The 17,052-nt window shown below is 56.3% G+C and carries 15 protein-coding genes; 12 read left to right on the forward strand and 3 right to left on the reverse strand.

From position 1 onward, the window contains the following. Positions 1–206: 206 nt before the first annotated feature. Positions 207–1,142, forward strand: coding sequence for a complex I NDUFA9 subunit family protein (locus ABJV08_RS01760; protein ID WP_348039091.1), 936 nt, complete (start codon positions 207–209; stop codon positions 1,140–1,142). Between the two features lie 21 nt (positions 1,143–1,163). Here the strand turns inward: ABJV08_RS01760 and ABJV08_RS01765 are convergent, their stop codons facing one another. Beyond that, a complete protein-coding gene (locus ABJV08_RS01765) occupies positions 1,164–1,958 on the reverse strand; it encodes an undecaprenyl-diphosphate phosphatase (RefSeq protein WP_348039090.1) in 795 nt (264 codons plus the stop codon). A gap of 265 nt (positions 1,959–2,223) precedes the next feature. Between ABJV08_RS01765 and ABJV08_RS01770 the strand changes: the two genes are divergently transcribed. The 6 genes from ABJV08_RS01770 (at position 2,224) to ABJV08_RS01795 (ending at position 10,893) form a co-directional block, all read left to right on the forward strand. Then, positions 2,224–3,690, forward strand: a complete 1,467-nt coding sequence (locus ABJV08_RS01770) for an NAD(P)-dependent oxidoreductase (RefSeq protein ID WP_348039089.1) — start codon at positions 2,224–2,226, stop codon at positions 3,688–3,690. Between the two features lie 26 nt (positions 3,691–3,716). Beyond that, complete coding sequence (locus ABJV08_RS01775; RefSeq protein ID WP_348039088.1) at positions 3,717–4,697, forward strand: DUF2059 domain-containing protein; 981 nt, start codon at positions 3,717–3,719, stop codon at positions 4,695–4,697. 1 nt (position 4,698) lies between these two features. Further along, positions 4,699–9,225, forward strand: a complete 4,527-nt coding sequence (gene gltB, locus ABJV08_RS01780; RefSeq protein ID WP_348039087.1) for a glutamate synthase large subunit — start codon at positions 4,699–4,701, stop codon at positions 9,223–9,225. 28 nt (positions 9,226–9,253) lie between these two features. Then, a complete protein-coding gene (locus tag ABJV08_RS01785) occupies positions 9,254–9,589 on the forward strand; it encodes a VOC family protein (RefSeq protein WP_348039086.1) in 336 nt (111 codons plus the stop codon). A gap of 110 nt (positions 9,590–9,699) precedes the next feature. Beyond that, complete coding sequence (locus ABJV08_RS01790) at positions 9,700–10,134, forward strand: hypothetical protein (protein WP_348039085.1); 435 nt, start codon at positions 9,700–9,702, stop codon at positions 10,132–10,134. A gap of 87 nt (positions 10,135–10,221) precedes the next feature. Continuing rightward, positions 10,222–10,893: a glutathione S-transferase family protein gene (locus tag ABJV08_RS01795; protein ID WP_348039084.1), complete on the forward strand. Its 672-nt coding sequence runs from the start codon at positions 10,222–10,224 to the stop codon at positions 10,891–10,893. A 71-nt stretch (positions 10,894–10,964) separates the two neighbouring features. Here the strand turns inward: ABJV08_RS01795 and ABJV08_RS01800 are convergent, their stop codons facing one another. After that, positions 10,965–11,405, reverse strand: a complete 441-nt coding sequence (locus ABJV08_RS01800) for a GNAT family N-acetyltransferase (RefSeq protein ID WP_348039083.1) — start codon at positions 11,403–11,405, stop codon at positions 10,965–10,967. Then, positions 11,405–12,136 (reverse strand): bifunctional 2-polyprenyl-6-hydroxyphenol methylase/3-demethylubiquinol 3-O-methyltransferase UbiG, encoded by a 732-nt coding sequence (gene ubiG / locus ABJV08_RS01805; RefSeq protein ID WP_348039082.1) that lies wholly within the window; start codon positions 12,134–12,136, stop codon positions 11,405–11,407. Before ubiG ends, ABJV08_RS01800 begins: the two co-directional genes overlap by 1 nt. Before the next feature lie 68 nt (positions 12,137–12,204). Between ubiG and ABJV08_RS01810 the strand changes: the two genes are divergently transcribed. From ABJV08_RS01810 to ABJV08_RS01830, 5 genes are all read left to right on the forward strand, one after another. Then, the gene (locus ABJV08_RS01810; RefSeq protein ID WP_348039081.1) at positions 12,205–13,473 is read left to right on the forward strand and encodes an aspartate kinase; all 1,269 of its coding nucleotides are present in this window, start codon (positions 12,205–12,207) and stop codon (positions 13,471–13,473) included. Then, entirely contained in the window at positions 13,470–13,832 is a 363-nt protein-coding gene (locus ABJV08_RS01815) for a hypothetical protein (protein ID WP_348039080.1), read from the forward strand. Before ABJV08_RS01810 ends, ABJV08_RS01815 begins: the two co-directional genes overlap by 4 nt. A gap of 1 nt (position 13,833) precedes the next feature. Continuing rightward, the gene (locus ABJV08_RS01820) at positions 13,834–14,838 is read left to right on the forward strand and encodes a nitronate monooxygenase (RefSeq protein ID WP_348039079.1); all 1,005 of its coding nucleotides are present in this window, start codon (positions 13,834–13,836) and stop codon (positions 14,836–14,838) included. Between the two features lie 106 nt (positions 14,839–14,944). Further along, the gene (locus ABJV08_RS01825; protein ID WP_348039078.1) at positions 14,945–15,490 is read left to right on the forward strand and encodes a PH domain-containing protein; all 546 of its coding nucleotides are present in this window, start codon (positions 14,945–14,947) and stop codon (positions 15,488–15,490) included. Continuing rightward, the gene (locus ABJV08_RS01830) at positions 15,487–17,001 is read left to right on the forward strand and encodes a PH domain-containing protein (protein ID WP_348039077.1); all 1,515 of its coding nucleotides are present in this window, start codon (positions 15,487–15,489) and stop codon (positions 16,999–17,001) included. The genes ABJV08_RS01825 and ABJV08_RS01830 overlap by 4 nt, the downstream gene beginning before the upstream one ends. Positions 17,002–17,052 lie beyond the last annotated feature (51 nt).

Genomic DNA, 17,052 nt, shown 5'->3' on the forward strand with positions numbered 1-17,052 from the left:
GCGCGCGACTAGCCGCTTGTTGGTTCCACTGTCAATGATTCATATCGGCAAAAGCCTGCTTGTTTGTGCCGCTTGCTTGCGACGCGTGCGCTACTGTGGCTCTGGCATCGCAAAAATGATGACCTGCGCCCGGAAAACACTGTTGCTTCACCCGTCTCGCTGGGGCAGAGGCTAAGCGGAAACCAAGCGACGAGTGGAAGATAGACATGGATCTCGACGGACAATTGATTTGCATATTTGGCGGCGGCGGATTTCTGGGTCGTTATATCGCCCAGACTTTGCTGGATCGCGGCGCGCGTCTGCGCATTGCCGAGCGCAGCATTAGAAATGCGATGCACATCAAACCGCTGGGTAACCTCGGACAGACGCAATTTGTCAGCGCCGATGTAACCAAGGCCGACAGCGTCGCTCGCGCGGTTCATGGCTGCGATAGCGTGATCAATCTGGTCGGCATTTTGAGCGGCGATTTTGAACGGGTCCATGTAGACGGCGCGCGCAATGTTGCCGAAGCGTCGGCGGCGGCTGGCTGCGACAACTTGCTGCACCTTTCCGCCATAGGCGCGGATAGTGAATCACCATCCCGATATGGACGGAGCAAAGGTGACGGCGAAAATGCGGTTTTGAAAGCCTTTCCCGATGCCATCATCGTCAGACCCTCCATCGTCTTTGGTCAGGAAGACCAGTTCATCAATCGCTTTGCCGCGATGATCCAATATTTGCCTGTGGTGCCAGTGATCGGCAGCGCGACAAAATTCCAGCCAGTTTTTGTTGGCGATGTTGCGGAGGCCATAGCGCAGGCGTTGACCCATCCCGACCTTCATGCGGGACAGACGTTTGAATTGGGGGGTCCGGAAGTGGTCAACATGGGCGAACTGAACCGGCGCATCGCGTCAATGACTGGGCGCGAACGGGCCTTTGTCGACGTTCCAGACATTGCAACCAAGCTATTGGCGATGATGCCTTTGAGCCCGATCACGACCGACCAGTATAAGATGTTGCAGAAAGACAATATCGTAGCCGATGGGGCCAAAGGCCTGAACAGCTTCCACGTCACCCCGACACCGATTGCGGCTGTTGCCCGGGGCTGGATGGACAAATATACCGACCATGGTCGGTTTGGCGCCCGCGCGAAAGCGAGCTAGGGCCCGGTAAAGAACGCTGGCCTAAAAGAAGGCTAGCAATGCAGCGCCCATCGCCACGCGGTAGACAACAAAGATCATCATCGACGCCTTGCGCAGAAATTGCATCAAGAAAGCCATGGTTGCCAACGCAGCAACAAATGTCAGCACGCCAGTGATGAGCGCCTCTTTTAGAAGCGCGCTGCTCGCACCCATTAGATCGGGAATGATGAGTACCCCTGCCCCGGCAACCGCGGGTATCGACAAGAGGAAGGAAAAGCGCGCCGCCTCTACTCTGGTGTAACCGAGGAACCGCGCCGCCGTCATCGTCACGCCGGAACGGCTGGTGCCCGGAATCAACGCCAGGGCTTGCGCCAAGCCAACGATAATACCGTCTTTCAGCGTCAGGTCTTCGAAGGATTTGACTTGCTTGCCAATCCGGTCAGCGACCCCCAGCAATATGCCATAGACGATCAGATTGATGCCGACGAGCGTGGTGCTACGGAAACCGTCAAGATAGCCGCCAGTCTTCAAAAATAGCCCCACGATGACAGCCGGGATCGTGCCGATGATGATCCACCAGAACAGTCGCCGTTCGGCCGGAGCGTCTCCAATTCCAATGGAAGCAAGTCCGCCCTTGCCCAGACCCCATACATCTTTGAAAAAATAGGTGATGATCGCGAGCAAGGAACCGACATGCACAGCAATGTCAATCATGGGCCCCTGATCGGCATATCCGGTGAATACCGGCAGGAGAATCAGATGGCCCGAAGACGATATCGGAAGAAATTCGGTAACGCCCTGCACGATCGCGAGGAGCAGCATTTGAATGAAGGTCATGAACAGCCTGTATTGTGGTTTGTCGCGCAATAGCGTTTCGCCATGCGGTTGTCGTGAGAAAATATAGGGCCAGTTCGGATCTTTATTGCAAACATAGGCCGGCATCCGAAGAATCTATAAGGCTTTCACATCAATTTGGGACAGAATATATGTCCTATATTGTCATTTCTGCGTGACATCCGTACCATATCTGGCTAATTCCGTCCCCGAGCTCGGGCACAGGGCTCTTGGATATCATCAAAATCACTAGAAACGAGCGTCTGGCATGGCACAAAGCCCGCAGAAATTGGAAATGCTGAAATTTGTAGAGGAAGGCCAGGCCTATCCGGAGAAGCGCCAGCCCAAATTGCGCGCGGAAGACTTTCAGGAGATTGCCGACAAATATGCCCCGCAACAAGCGGCGGAACAATCCGCGCGCTGTTCGCAATGTGGCGTGCCATATTGTTCGGTCCATTGCCCGTTGCACAATCATATCCCGGACTGGCTGCGCCTGACCGCCGAAGGCCGTTTGCGCGAAGCTTATGAAATGTCCAACTTGACGTCGACCATGCCGGAAATCTGTGGCCGTATCTGTCCGCAAGACCGCCTTTGCGAAGGCAATTGCGTGATCGAATTTTCCGGCCATGGCGCCGTTACCATTGGATCAGTCGAAAAATATATCACCGACACAGCCTGGGAAGAAGGCTGGGTCGAACCGCTGAAACCTGGAGCGCCGCGCGGACAATCCGTGGGCATCATCGGCGCTGGTCCGGCGGGTTTGACGGCAGCGGAATATTTGCGCGTCGCTGGCTATGATGTGCATATCTATGATCGCCACGATCGCGCCGGCGGGTTGCTGACCTATGGCATTCCAGGTTTCAAGCTGGAAAAAGAAGTGATCATGCGCCGGGTGCAGCGGCTGAAAGATGGCGGCATCCATTTCCATGAAAGTTTCGAGGTGGGCAAGGATGCGACGCTGGACGCGCTGCGCGACAAACATGATGCCATCCTGATCGCCACTGGCGTTTACAAAGCCCGTGAAATCAAGATGCCGGGCGTGGGCACATCGGGCGTCGAAGAGGCGCTCGATTTCCTGATTGCTTCCAACCGCAAAAGCTTTGGTGATGACGTGCCCGATTTTGGCCCTGACACAGGCGGGAGCCGCTTGAACGCAAAGGGAAAGAATGTCGTCGTGATAGGCGGCGGCGACACCGCCATGGATTGCGTCCGCACATCGGTGCGACAGGGGGCGAAATCGGTCAAATGTCTCTATCGTCGCGACCGCGCCAATATGCCGGGCTCGCAAAATGAAGTCCGCAATGCCGAGGAAGAAGGCGTCGAATTTGTCTGGCTTTCTGCGCCCAAGGCCATCGAAGGTACCGACCATGTCACGGCGGTAAAAACAACCAGGATGCGGCTCGGCGCGCCCGATGCCAGCGGTCGCCGGTCCCCCGAAGTGGAGCCAAATAGCGATTTCACCGTGGAGGCCGATCTGGTCATCAAAGCCTTGGGCTTTGACGCAGAAGATCTGCCGACGTTGTTCGATAGCAAAGATCTGTCGGTCACCCGCTGGGGCACATTGCGCGTGGATCACAAGTCAATGATGACCAATTTGGAGGGTGTCTTCGCTGCTGGCGATATTGTCCGCGGGGCCAGCCTCGTCGTTTGGGGCATCCGTGATGGGCGGGATGTGACGGAGCATATGCACCGGTTTCTGAGACAGAAAAAACTCGCCAAACAAGATGCTGCATGATGATTTGAACAATTGGAGATAATGACATGAAGAAAATTCTACTTTTGGGAGCGGCGACCTTAGCACTGAGCCTGTCCGGACCAGTCTCGGCACAGGACAATCATCAAGATGCGCCTTCGACCGTCGCAGAAGAGGGCGCGAAGGAGCTGGATGCCTTCACCAAATTGTTCGAAAATATGTTCACCAAAGACGAGACGCCTATTGATCCCGCGCTGTTGTCAAAGGGCGAACGGGTCGCTGCTGCGATTGTTCCAAAAGGCAGTTACCGCAAGATCATGGCAGAGACGTTCCAGAAAGTTATCGAGCCGATGATGGCTGGAATGGATCAAATTCCGCTTTCGACCATCGCCAGCTTTGCAGGCGTCCGCGAAGAGGATATTGCGCTTAAAGACGGGGCGACGCTGTCCGAACTTATGGCCATCTTCGATCCCTATTATAAGCAACGCAACCAAAGCATGATGTCTCAGATCACCGACATTCTCATCGACATGTCTGATGATATGGAACCACCCATTCGAGCGGGAATGGCGCAGGCCTATGCACGGCGTTTTTCGGCTGCAGAGCTGGAAACCGCAGCAAAATTCTACGAAACAGACACGGGTGCAAAAATTGCCGGCGAAAGCCTGGCCATTTTCGCAAGCCCGGAAGTCATGTCTGCCTCGATGGAAATGATGCCCAAATTCATGGAGCGACTCTTTGGCGCCATGGAAGAAATATCCAAAGGATCGGACGACATTCCGCCACCGCGCAGATTCAGTGATCTGAACGAGGAAGAGCTAAAGAAACTGAACGAATTGCTTGGCATCGAGGCGGGCTCGGCAGACGACGATGCTGATGATCCGGTTGAAGAAGATGCGGTTGACTGGACCGATCCAGCACGATGGTCAGACGAAGATCGCGCGGCCGTGCGGAAGCTCGAAGCCGATTCCGATGCTGCGTTCGATAAATATCTGGAGGCGCTGGATGCCGCCAAAGAAAACGCCAGAAAGCGTTTGCAGAAAGACTGATATGACCCACCAATACCCAACCCCCCAGCATGAACGCCTTGCGCGTGAAGGCATGTACCGGCCTGATTTCGAAAGCGATGCCTGCGGCGTCGGTCTGGTAGCGGCGACGGATGGCAAGCCGTCCCGGCGGGTTGTATCTTCGGCCATCGATGCGCTGAAGGCGGTTTGGCATCGGGGCGCGGTGGATGCCGATGGGATGACAGGGGATGGGGCCGGCTTGCACGTCGACTTACCCGCTCGTTTCTTTGACGATGCGATTGCCGACAGCGGCCACAAGGTCCGCCCGAACCGGTTGGCTGTGGGTATGATATTTCTACCGCGCACCGATCTGAACGCGCAGGAATCTTGCCGCACCATTGTCGAGGCAGAAATCATTGAATCGGGCTACACAATCTATGGTTGGCGTCAGGTGCCGGTTGATGTTTCTGTGATCGGCCAGAAGGCCCAGAATACGCGACCCGAGATCGAGCAGATCATGATTGCCGGACCGATGCCGGACAAACAGGATGCCCGTGAATTTGAAAAGAATCTCTATCTCATTCGCCGCCGGATCGAGAAGAAGGTCATCGCTGCGCAGATTCAGGATTTCTATATCTGCAGCCTGTCCTGTCAGTCGATCATCTACAAAGGGCTGTTTCTCGCGGAATCATTGTCGGTCTTCTATCCAGACCTGACCGATGATCGCTTTGAAAGCCGAGTCGCGATTTTCCATCAGCGCTATTCCACCAACACTTTCCCTCAATGGTGGCTGGCCCAGCCATTCCGCTGTCTGGCCCACAATGGTGAAATCAACACGATCCGCGGCAATAAAAACTGGATGAAGAGCCACGAGATCAAGATGGCGAGCCTCGCTTTTGAAGACCATGGCGAAGATATCAAGCCGGTCATCCCCGCCGGTTCCTCTGACACTGCGGCTCTGGATGCCGTGTTTGAAACCATTTGCCGTTCCGGCCGAGACGCGCCGACCGCAAAAATCATGCTGGTGCCGCAAGCCTGGCAAAATGACCCGGACATCGATCCGGCTCATCAGGCCATGTATGAATATATGGCCAGCGTGATGGAACCCTGGGATGGCCCAGCCGCGCTGGCGATGACCGATGGTCATTGGGCCGTCGCCGGAGTCGACCGCAACGCTCTGCGTCCACTGCGCTATTCGCTCACAACCGACAATCTGCTGATCATCGGTTCGGAGTCCGGCATGGTCGTGGTTCCTGAAAGTCAGGTCATAGAAAAAGGCCGTCTTGGCCCCGGTCAGATGATCGCGGTGGATCTCGATGAAGGCATGATGTTCAAGGACCGCGAATTGAAGGACCGGATCGCCGCCGAGGAGCCCTATGCCGATCTGGTCAAGGGGTTCCAGACCGTCGACGATCTGCCGCCCGCACCCGCAATGTCAGGCATGGGCTTTTCCAAGGAAGAATTGATCCGGCGCCAAACCGCAGCCGGCCACACGCTCGAGGACATGGAAATGATCCTCGCGCCGATGGTCGAGGATGCCAAGGAAGCCATTGGCTCAATGGGTGATGATACGCCGCTCGCGGTGATCAGCCTGAAACCGCGCCAGGTCAGTCATTTCTTCCGGCAGAATTTTTCGCAAGTCACCAATCCACCGATTGACAGTTTGCGCGAACGCCATGTCATGAGCTTGCGCACGCGCTTTTCCAATCTGGCCAATATATTAGAACAGGACAGCCAGAATGAGGATGTTCTGGTGCTCGACAGTCCGGTGCTCAGCTGTGCTCTTTGGGAACGTTTGAAGCTGGGCTTTGGTCAAGCCGTGGCCGAGATCGACTGCACCATGAGCACCACGGGAAATGCCATAGAATTGCGCGATGCGCTGGCCCGGATCCGGACAGAAGCAGAGCAGGCGGTGCGCGCCGGCAAGACCGAAATTTTCCTTACCGACGAAGATATAGACGAAGACCGGCTGGCGATCCCGATGGTGATTGCGACGGCGGCGGTGCACACGCATCTCGTTCGCAAAGGACTGCGCTCTTATGCCTCGGTCAACGTTCGGGCAGGCGAATGTCTCGACACCCACTGCTATGCCGTATTGATTGGCGTCGGTGCGACCACGGTCAACGCCTATATGTCGGAAGCCGCCATTGCCGACCGCCATATCCGCGGACTGTTTGACGGAATGACCCTCGACGCCTGTCTCGCTCGGCACAAAAAAGCGGTCGACGAAGGCTTGCTCAAGATCATGTCGAAAATGGGCATTGCGGTCATTTCCAGCTATCGTGGCGGCTATAATTTCGAAGCGGTCGGCCTGTCGCGCGCTTTGTGCAACGATCTCTTCCCGGGCATGCCGACCAAGATATCCGGCGAAGGCTATGCGTCGCTCTTCATCAACGCGCAGGAAAAGCATGAGGCCGCCTTCGAGCCAGCCATCGTGCGCCTGCCGGTCGGCGGTTTCTACAAACAGCGCGATGGCGGCGAAGCCCATGCCTATGGCGCCCATCTCATGCATCTCCTGCAATCCGCGGTCGCACAAGACAGCTATTCTACTTATCTCCAATTCTCGCAAACCGTGCGCGAAATGGAGCCGATCTATCTCCGCGATCTTTTGGAGTTCAACTACGCGAAAGAGCCTTTGCCAATCGACCAGGTCGAAGCGATCACCGAAGTGCGCAAGCGATTCAACACGCCGGGCATGTCGCTCGGCGCCTTGAGCCCCGAAGCGCATGAGACCCTGGCGATCGCCATGAACCGCATTGGCGCCAAATCGGTCTCCGGCGAAGGCGGCGAGGAAAAGCGACGCTACACACCGTTTGAAAATGGCGACAATGCCTCCAGCCCGATCAAGCAGGTGGCCTCCGGCCGCTTTGGCGTGACATCGGAATATCTCGGGGCCTGCGAAGAAATTGAAATCAAGGTCGCCCAGGGTGCCAAACCCGGCGAAGGCGGTCAGCTTCCGGGCTTCAAGGTCACCGAATTTATCGCCAAGCTGCGGCATTCGACGCCCGGCGTCACGCTCATCTCGCCACCGCCGCATCATGATATCTACTCGATCGAAGACCTCGCCCAGCTGATCTACGACCTGAAGCAGATCAATCCACGCGCGCAGGTCTGTGTGAAGCTGGTGTCCTCGGCCGGTATCGGCACGATTGCAGCGGGCGTGGCCAAAGCCCATGCCGATGTCATCCTGATCTCCGGCAATACCGGCGGCACCGGGGCCTCGCCGCAAACCTCGATCAAATTTGCCGGCACGCCTTGGGAAATGGGTCTGACCGAAGCCAATCAGGTGCTCACCCTCAACGGCCTGCGACACCGGGTGAAGCTGCGCACCGATGGCGGACTGAAGACAGGCCGCGACATTGTCATCGCCGCCATTCTCGGTGCCGAGGAATTCGGTATCGGCACGCTCAGTCTGGTCGCGATGGGCTGCATCATGGTCCGCCAATGCCATAGCAACACCTGTCCGGTCGGCGTCTGCGTGCAGGATGAAAGCCTGCGCGAAAAATTCACCGGCACGCCGGAAAAAGTGATCAATCTGATGACCTATATGGCCGAGGAAGTGCGCGAGATATTGGCGCGCTTGGGCTATCGATCACTCACCGATATTATCGGGCGCACGGAGTTGCTGCGGCAAGTCAGCCGCGGGGCAGAACATCTGGATGATCTGGATCTCAACCCGATCCTCGCCAAGGTCGACGCGAAGGACAGCGAACGCAGCTTCAATCTCGACACTCCGCGCAATGAGGTGCCCGACAGTCTGGACGCGGAAATGATCAAGGATGCCAAACCGGTATTCGACCGGCGGGAAAAAATGCAGCTCACCTATACGGTCCGCAACACGCATCGCGCCGTTGGCACGCGCTTCTCCGCCGAAGTCACCGAAAAATATGGCATGAGCAGTTTGAACGAAGACCATGTCCATATCCGCCTGCGCGGGTCCGCCGGCCAGTCGCTCGGCGCGTTCCTCTGTCAGGGTATCACACTGGAAGTGTTCGGCGATTCCAATGATTATGTGGGAAAAGGCCTGTGCGGCGGCAAGATTGTGGTCCGCCCGATGGTCAGCTCCCCGCTGATCAGCCAGGACAATACGATCATCGGCAACACCGTGCTCTATGGCGCAACCGCCGGACAGCTTTACGCTGCCGGACAGGCCGGCGAGCGTTTCGCCGTGCGCAACAGCGGAGCGGATGTTGTGGTCGAAGGCTGCGGCGCCAATGGCTGCGAATATATGACCGGCGGCAATGCCGTTATCCTGGGTCCGGTGGGCAGCAATTTCGGCGCGGGTATGACCGGCGGCATGGCCTTCATCCTCGACACCGAAGACAATTTCGAAAAACAGGCCAATGGCGAGAGCATCATCTGGCAGCGGCTCGACAGCGCTTATTGGGAGGGTCATCTCCTGTCCCTGATCCAACGGCATAGCCAGACCACGGACAGCAAATGGTCGGAGACCATATTGCGCGACTGGGACCGCTGGCGGGATCGTTTCTGGCAGGTCTGCCCGAAAGAGATGGTCGACCGGATCGAACATCCGCTATCGGACAAAGAGGCCGTTGAAGCGGCTGAGTGAGCGACGCTTATTCCAAAGGAAACCAACCATGCCCACAGTCACCCCCAATTATCTTGAAATGAAAGCCAGCGACCTGCCCGCTAGCAAGGCATTTTACGAACAGGCTTTTGGGTTTGCTTTCACCGACTATGGGCCGGAATATGCCGCGGTCGAGGGCGGACCGGTAGACATAGGACTGGCCGCAGGTCCCGAACCGATTGCCCCCATGCCAACCTTTCAAACGGATGACCTGGAAGCCTCCCTCGCACAGGTCAAAGCCGCAGGCGGGAAAATCGTACACGAAATATTTGCTTATCCCGGCGGACAGCGCTTTGAATGTCTTGATCCGGCTGGCAACCGGTTGGCAATATATAAGCCGGGCTGAATTTTCTCTCGGTTACAATTGTTTACCTAGCGGGCTTGCTGGTTCAGCATCGACTCAGAGCGAATGGTCTATCCCAAGAGCATAGACAATCCTCTAAAGGAGAACCGCTCATGCGTTATATCAGTTTGCCCATTTTCGCCGCCGCTTTGGTCTTGGCCAATCCGGCTCTTGCGGAGGATCAGCAACCGGATAGCCAGGTCATTCAAAAGCTCAATGACCCCGCGTTTCAGGACAATATGGTGTCGGTTATGTCGGGCTTCATGGTGGCAATGATGGACCTTCCCATTGGCCAATTTGCTGGCGCTATGGACAAAGCCATCCCCAAAGACATGCGCCGTGGTGACGGTTTTTCTTCGATCGACCCTGATGCAACCTTAGGCGATCTGGCGCGCCGCGATGATCCTAATTTTGAACGCAACACCGAAGAAAAGATGCGTCAGGGCACCGCGATGCTAGGGATTATGGCTTCGGAATTCGGCGCTCTGATACCCCAGCTAAAAACCATCGGCGAGAGGATGAAGCGCCGGATGGAAGAGACACAATAAGACTGCAACGACCAAAGCGCATCGCAATGCGACCATCGTGCATCAAAGCTCTTCCACAAAAGCCTATTCGCGACTAACACCATCGCCATGTGGCAGTTGTATCAATTTCCTCTTTGTCCTTTTTCCCGCAAGGTCCGCTTGCTGCTGGGCGAGAAATCGGTCGGCTATGAGTTGATCCGCGAATCGCCATGGGAACAGCGCGACGAATTTTTGTCGATGAACCCGACCGGACGGACGCCGGTGATGAAACATAGCGAGCGCGATATACATCTGGTCGATAGCGTCGCCATTTGTGAATATATTGAAGAAACGGTCGAAAAAGTCCCGATGATCAATGGCACGGCGGTAAACCGGGCAGAGATCCGGCGACTCGTCTCCTGGTTTGACGAACAATTTTACGGGGATGTCACCGCGCCCATGCTCCACGAACGCATGCACAAAAGACTCGTTCGGCGCGAACCGCCCGATGCCAAAGTCTTGCGCGAAGCTATGCGCCGCGCCAACGTCCATCTCGACTATATCGACTATCTGATCGACCACCGCAGCTGGCTGGCGGGCGCTACGATGAGCCTCGCTGACCTTGCCGCCGCGGCACAGATTTCTGTGGCGGATTATCTCGGCGCAATCGACTGGGCCGGGCATGAACAGACCAAAGCCTGGTATCAGATGTTCAAATCACGGCCTTCCTTCCGGCCCTTGCTATCCGAGCGCATGGAAGTGATCACACCGCCGGCCCATTATGAAAAAGTCGATTTTTGACGCGCGACGGATTGCGATAGCATCCCAAACCATCAATCCCGGACGCGACCCGGGATCTCGAACAACGGCCGTTAAAGCGCTTTGATCATCTGCACCTTGTCCATACCAGGTGCAAAGCCGTCTCTCTCGACCTGCCGGACCGCAAAACCCAATTTGACGAAAAACGGCGCAACAATTGGCGTGGTGAACAATTCTACTTCGGCATAATCTCCGGCATCATCGATCGCCTGCAGTCTATGCTCGGCGAGCAAACGCCCCAGACCTTCGCCGTGATGGCGGTTGCTCACCATCCCCCAGGTGAAGCGCGCCTGCCCGCGATCTTCCCTGGAATAGCCGCCGCAACCGATCACCTTGCCATCTTGCTCGAGAGAAAAATATTCCCCGTCGGGATCATCCAGAAAACCCTCAAAGTCTAATCGTTCCGTAGAATCGAAAAATTTGGGGACATTGCTGTCAAAGGCAGAGAGACAGGCCTGTTTGTCCGGCAACGCATAAGGCCGGACCCTGGCCATCAGGCTTTGACGACCGTCATCAGATAGTTGAGCGCGAGATTATCGGACAAAGAAAAGCCGTTGGCCGGACCATAAGATATGCCGGTCGTGTCCAGAACCTTCAGGCCGGCAGCGTTCAACAGAAGCTCCAGCTCTTCGGGTGTGACAAATTGATCATGATGATGCGTGCCGCGCGGGATTTGACCGGTCCGTTCAGCCAGATCGACCAGCAGAATCTTGGATAGGGCCGTGCGATTGGGCGTCGACATGATCATCAGACCATCATCCGCCAAACACCCTGCCAGGCCATCAACGAAGGCTTGCGGGTCGTCGACATGTTCCAGCACTTCCAGCGACGTCACCAGATCAAAACCTGTGTCGCCAAAATCCTCCACCGCTTCGTTGCGATAATCAATATCCAGCCGTTGCGGTTCGGCGTGCGCCTTGGCCACGGCAATATTCTCGGGCGCAGCATCCAGGCCCGTTACGCGGGCGCCCAGCCGAGCCAGTGGCTCGCACAGCAGCCCGGCGCCGCAGCCGACATCAAGCGCTTTTTTCCCGGTAAGCGGCCTAAACTGGCTGCTCTTGCAATGAAAATGCTGGTTGATCGCATCCCGAATATAGCCGAGCCGAACCGGATTCAGCTTGTGCAGCATGGCGGACGACCCCTTGGGGTCCCACCAGTCCGCTGCCAGTGCGCCAAAATGGGCTGCTTCTTCCGGGTTGATCGTGCTGCTACTTGCCTTTGTCATGCCCCCTCTTTATCAGGCTTTTCAATCCTGTTCAGGCCCTTTTTATCGAAAGTTTTACCGACAGCAGCATGGCACGCATAGTGATGAAATTTGGCGGCACTTCAATGGCCGGAATCGAACGCATCCGCCGGGTTGCGCAGATTGTGAAACAACAGGCCGATGCCGGCCATGAAGTGGCTGTGGTGGTCTCTGCCATGGCGGGCGACACGGACCGGCTGGTGAATTTCTGCCGGGAAGCCAGCTCACTTTATGACCCGGCCGAATATGATGTGGTCGTATCCTCCGGCGAGCAAGTGACGTCCGGCCTGCTGGCGATCGCGCTGCAGTCGCTTGGCGCCAAGGCGCGCAGCTGGCTCGGCTGGCAAATGCCCGTCCGCACCATCGAAGCCCATAGCAAGGCGCGGATCCAAACGATCGATGCCGAGAAACTGTCTGCATCGATGGCAAGCGGCGAAATCGCGATCATTCCTGGCTTTCAGGGCATTAGCGACGAAGGCCGGATTACGACGTTGGGACGCGGCGGGTCCGATACCAGCGCCGTTGCGATTGCCGCAGCGGTCAAGGCAGATCGCTGCGATATCTATACCGATGTGGACGGCGTCTATACCACCGATCCGCGCATTGTGACGCGGGCGCGGAAACTGAAAAAGGTCACGTTTGAGGAGATGCTCGAACTGGCCAGCGTTGGCGCAAAGGTCTTGCAGACTCGCTCGGTGGGTCTGGCGATGAAAGAGGGTGTGCGCATTCAAGTGCTCTCTTCTTTCACCGATGAAAGCACCAACTTTACCGCCGACGACCTGCCCGGCACGATGATCGTCAGCGAAGACGAAATGGAGATAGAAGATATGGAACGGAAGCTGATCACCGGCATCGCCCATGACAAGAATGAAGCAAAAATCACGCTGACCCGCGTGCCCGACAAGCCGGGCGCGGTTGCCGATATTTTTGAACCGCTGGCCGAAGCCGCCATCAACGTCGACATGATCATTCAGAACGTCGGTCGCGAAAAAGGCGAAACCGATGTGACCTTCACTGTACCCAGCGTGGATCTCGACCGCGCCATGCAAGTCTTGGAAGGCGCGCAGGAGAAAATCGGTTTCAACCGTTTGATCCCCGACACCAATGTCGCGAAAATATCGGTTGTCGGCGTCGGCATGAAGAGCCATGCTGGCGTTGCCTCGACCATGTTCAAAGCGCTGGCCGATCGCGGCGTGAACATTCAGGCGATCACCACATCGGAGATCAAGGTCAGTGTGCTGATCGAGGAAGATTATACCGAACTGGCCTTGCGCGTTCTGCACACCGCTTATGGTCTGGACGCAGAGGATGCGGCTTGAACAGAATTCCTGACATTGATGGCGCGTTAGCATTGGCCCAAGGCAGGCGTGTTTTTGATATTGATCTAGAAACCAATACTAAGCTCGCGCGGATATCCTTGAATGGACAACCCTCGTTCGTAATTCAGGTGGATACTGAGAAACTTCACATCTGGGTCGAAACGGGAAGCCTCACTTCCTTCGCCAATTCAGTCAATCATGACATCCGGCAGTTTGGTTTCGATGTTTCGGGAAACCCTGCTTCTTCCGGTCAACCGGGAATGCATTCCGGTCTGAGGCCTTTCTTCGGTACAAACGAACTAACTTGTTTCAATCCAGCTTCGCTAGATGAAGCCTGGTCTCTTATTAAGGCATTCTAAAATGACCAATTCCACATTAGCCACTCTCATGCAACGCGGCACCGATTTTCTTGGCTGCGAGACCGCGATCATGTGCGGGGCGATGTCCTGGGTATCGGAACGCAATCTGGTCAGCGCGATTTCCAACGCCGGCGGCTTTGGCGTGATTGCCTGCGGCGCGATGACGCCGGACCTACTCGACACCGAAATTGCGGAGACCAAGAAGCGCACAGACAAGCCCTTTGGTGTCAATCTGATCACGATGCATCCCGACCTTATGGCGTTGATTGCTGTCTGTGGGAAGCATGAGGTCAGCCATGTTGTGCTGGCTGGCGGCCTCCCACCCAAAGGCAGTCTGGAGGCGATCAAGGAAACCGGCGCAAAAGTCATTTGCTTTGCCCCGGCCATGGCGCTTGCCAAGAAATTCATCCGGTCCGGCGTCGATGCGATTGTTATCGAAGGCATGGAAGCCGGTGGCCATATCGGTCCGGTTTCGACGTCGGTTCTGGCGCAAGAAATATTGCCGCAGATCGCCGACCAGCTCCCGGTCTTTGTTGCCGGCGGCATTGGCACGGGCGAAATGATCGCCGCCTATCTCGAAATGGGAGCCAGCGGTGTCCAGCTCGGCACTCGTTTTGTCTGCGCCCATGAATCAATCGCTCATCCCGATTTCAAGAAAGCCTTCATCCGCGGAAATGCCCGTGACGCGATCACCAGCGTCCAGGTCGATCCCCGGCTGCCGGTCATCCCAGTGCGCGCGCTTAAGAACAAGGGCACGGAAGAATTCACCCGCAAGCAGATCGAGGTCGCCAAATTACTCGACTCCGGCGCAATCGAAATGGGTGAAGCACAGCTACAAATTGAACATTTTTGGGCAGGAGCGTTAAGAAAAGCGGTCATTGATGGCGATATTGAACATGGCAGTGTCATGGCCGGACAGTCGGTCGGCATGGTCAAGACGGAAGAATCCGTGGCCGATATTATCAAGTCGCTGACCGAGCAAGCCGAGACCGCATTGGCGCGATAGGCTGGATTCGCCTCCAACATTTGCAACCACTGATGGAAATGTTGGTCGCCGTTAGCGCCGCCGGATCTGTCTTGCCTTGATAACACAGTTTCGCCATAGCTAGCCTATGTCCGAACATGCTTCCAATCCTTCCAGTCCCGATCCGTTTGATGCACTGGAATCCGCTCTGTCCCAAAGCTATAATCAGGGCCTGACGCCGCTCCACCCGCCGCAGAAAAGCTTGATCCGGATCCATATGATTCTGCGCGCGCTGATACTGCTGATATTGGCTTCGGTCGCCGAAACCCTGCTCTATCTGCATCATGAAGTGCAGCCCGGAATGATCCTCGCCCCTGCCATATTTTTCACCGTTTTGCTGGTCTTCGTCCTGCCCAACCGCATCTATCGCCGCTGGGGCTATGACATGGGCGACGAACAATTGCGGGTGCTCCGCGGCTTTCTCTGGCGCACGGACACAATCGTACCCTTCAACCGGATCCAGCATATAGATGTCGCCCAGGGCCCGGTGCAGCGTTGGTTCGACCTCTCGACATTGATTGTCCACACGGCCGGAACCCACAACAGCATCGTCACCCTGCCCGGCCTCGCCACGGCAGAGGCCGAGGATATGCGCGAGACCATCAAAGGCCATATCCGCCAAGACATGATATGACCGAAGACACAGAAAGCACAGCACCGCTAGAGGAAGCACCCTTCCGACGACTGCACCCGCTCAGCATCATCCTGAAATCCGTCACCATGCTGGGCCGGAATCTCATCGCGATTGCTGTCTTGCATTTCAGTCTGTTTGATCAGAATGTTGCACATACACTGCTTGCCGCATCGGCCCTGATTTCTCTGGTTGTGGGGGTGACAGCCCTGATCTGGTCACGCTTTACCTACCAAGTTACAGCCCGCGAAATCCGTATCAAAAGCGGCCTGCTCAATCGCAACAACCGCTCCATCCCCTTCGACCGGATTCAGGATGTCAGCCTGGAGCAGAAGCTGCTGAGTCGCTTGCTTGGCCTTGCGACGGTCGCATTGGAAACCGGTTCCGGTGGCGGTGAAGATGGGCAATTGGATGCGCTCGCACGGACGGACGCAGAGCGGCTGCGCGATACGATCCGTGACTATAAAGCCGGGTTGCAAGAGGACCCTGCCCTTGTCGATGCCGAAAGGACAATAGAGGGTTCGCCTCCTTTATTCGCAATGGACAACCGCCGTATCTTCATTGCCGGATTGTTTAATTTTTCCTTTGTTTTGCTAGCTGTGCTTGGCGCCCTAGCGCAGAATTTCGACTTCCTGCTGCCCGATGGTTTCTTCGATCCCCGAACCTGGATCGACGCTTTGCCTGAGCAGGAAACAATCGATACTTTTGGTTCTGGAATCCGGTTTCTCGGGGCGCTGGCGGCCATTCTATCGCTAATCACGGTGGGCTTCGTCAGCGGCATTGTCAGGACGTTTGTGCGGGAATATAACTTCCGTCTCGATCAAGTAGATACCGGGCAACCGGGGTTTCGGCGGCGGCGGGGCCTGTTCACGCTCACCGACATGGTGATGCCGATCCATCGGGTGCAAGCCGCAATCCTGCAGACCGGTCCCGTTCGCGAGCGCTTCGGTTGGTATCATCTAAAATTCACATCACTGGCAGGAGATGCCAGCGGCGAAACCGACCATAGCGCAGCCCCTTGCGCTCGGCTGTCAGAAATCGACCCGATCCTCGATGAGTGCACCATCGATCAAACTTCCCCCGATCTCGCATTTCAGAGTGTCGATCCTGCTTTCTGGTGGCGCGGGGCAATTCTTATTTGGCTATTGTTGACGGCGGTCGCGGTGGGCAACGGGCTCTTCGTGCACATCGGCCTTTACGCCATCATCCTTCTGGCCATCCCGGTCAGCTGGATCCAATTCTTAAACTGGCGTCATCACCAATATGCGCTGACCGACAGTCAATTATATGTCCGGTCCGGTTGGTGGCGTCGTAAGCTCACCATCCTGCCACTCCCCAAGGTTCAAACCGTTGATATCAGCCAGACCCCATTTGACCACCCGCTGGATCTGGCAACGGTCACCATTGGCATTGCGGGTGGTTCATCAATGACCCCGCTTACCATCGCGGCGATTCCCTTTCACAATGCACTGAATTTGCGCAACGCGCTATTCGCCCAGCAAAATCAGACTTGACTAAAGCTACCGATCATTCACGATAGTTGCCAAAGTTATTATCGGGATACT

This window comes from Parasphingorhabdus sp. (assembly GCF_039982395.1).
GTDB lineage: Bacteria > Pseudomonadota > Alphaproteobacteria > Sphingomonadales > Sphingomonadaceae > Parasphingorhabdus.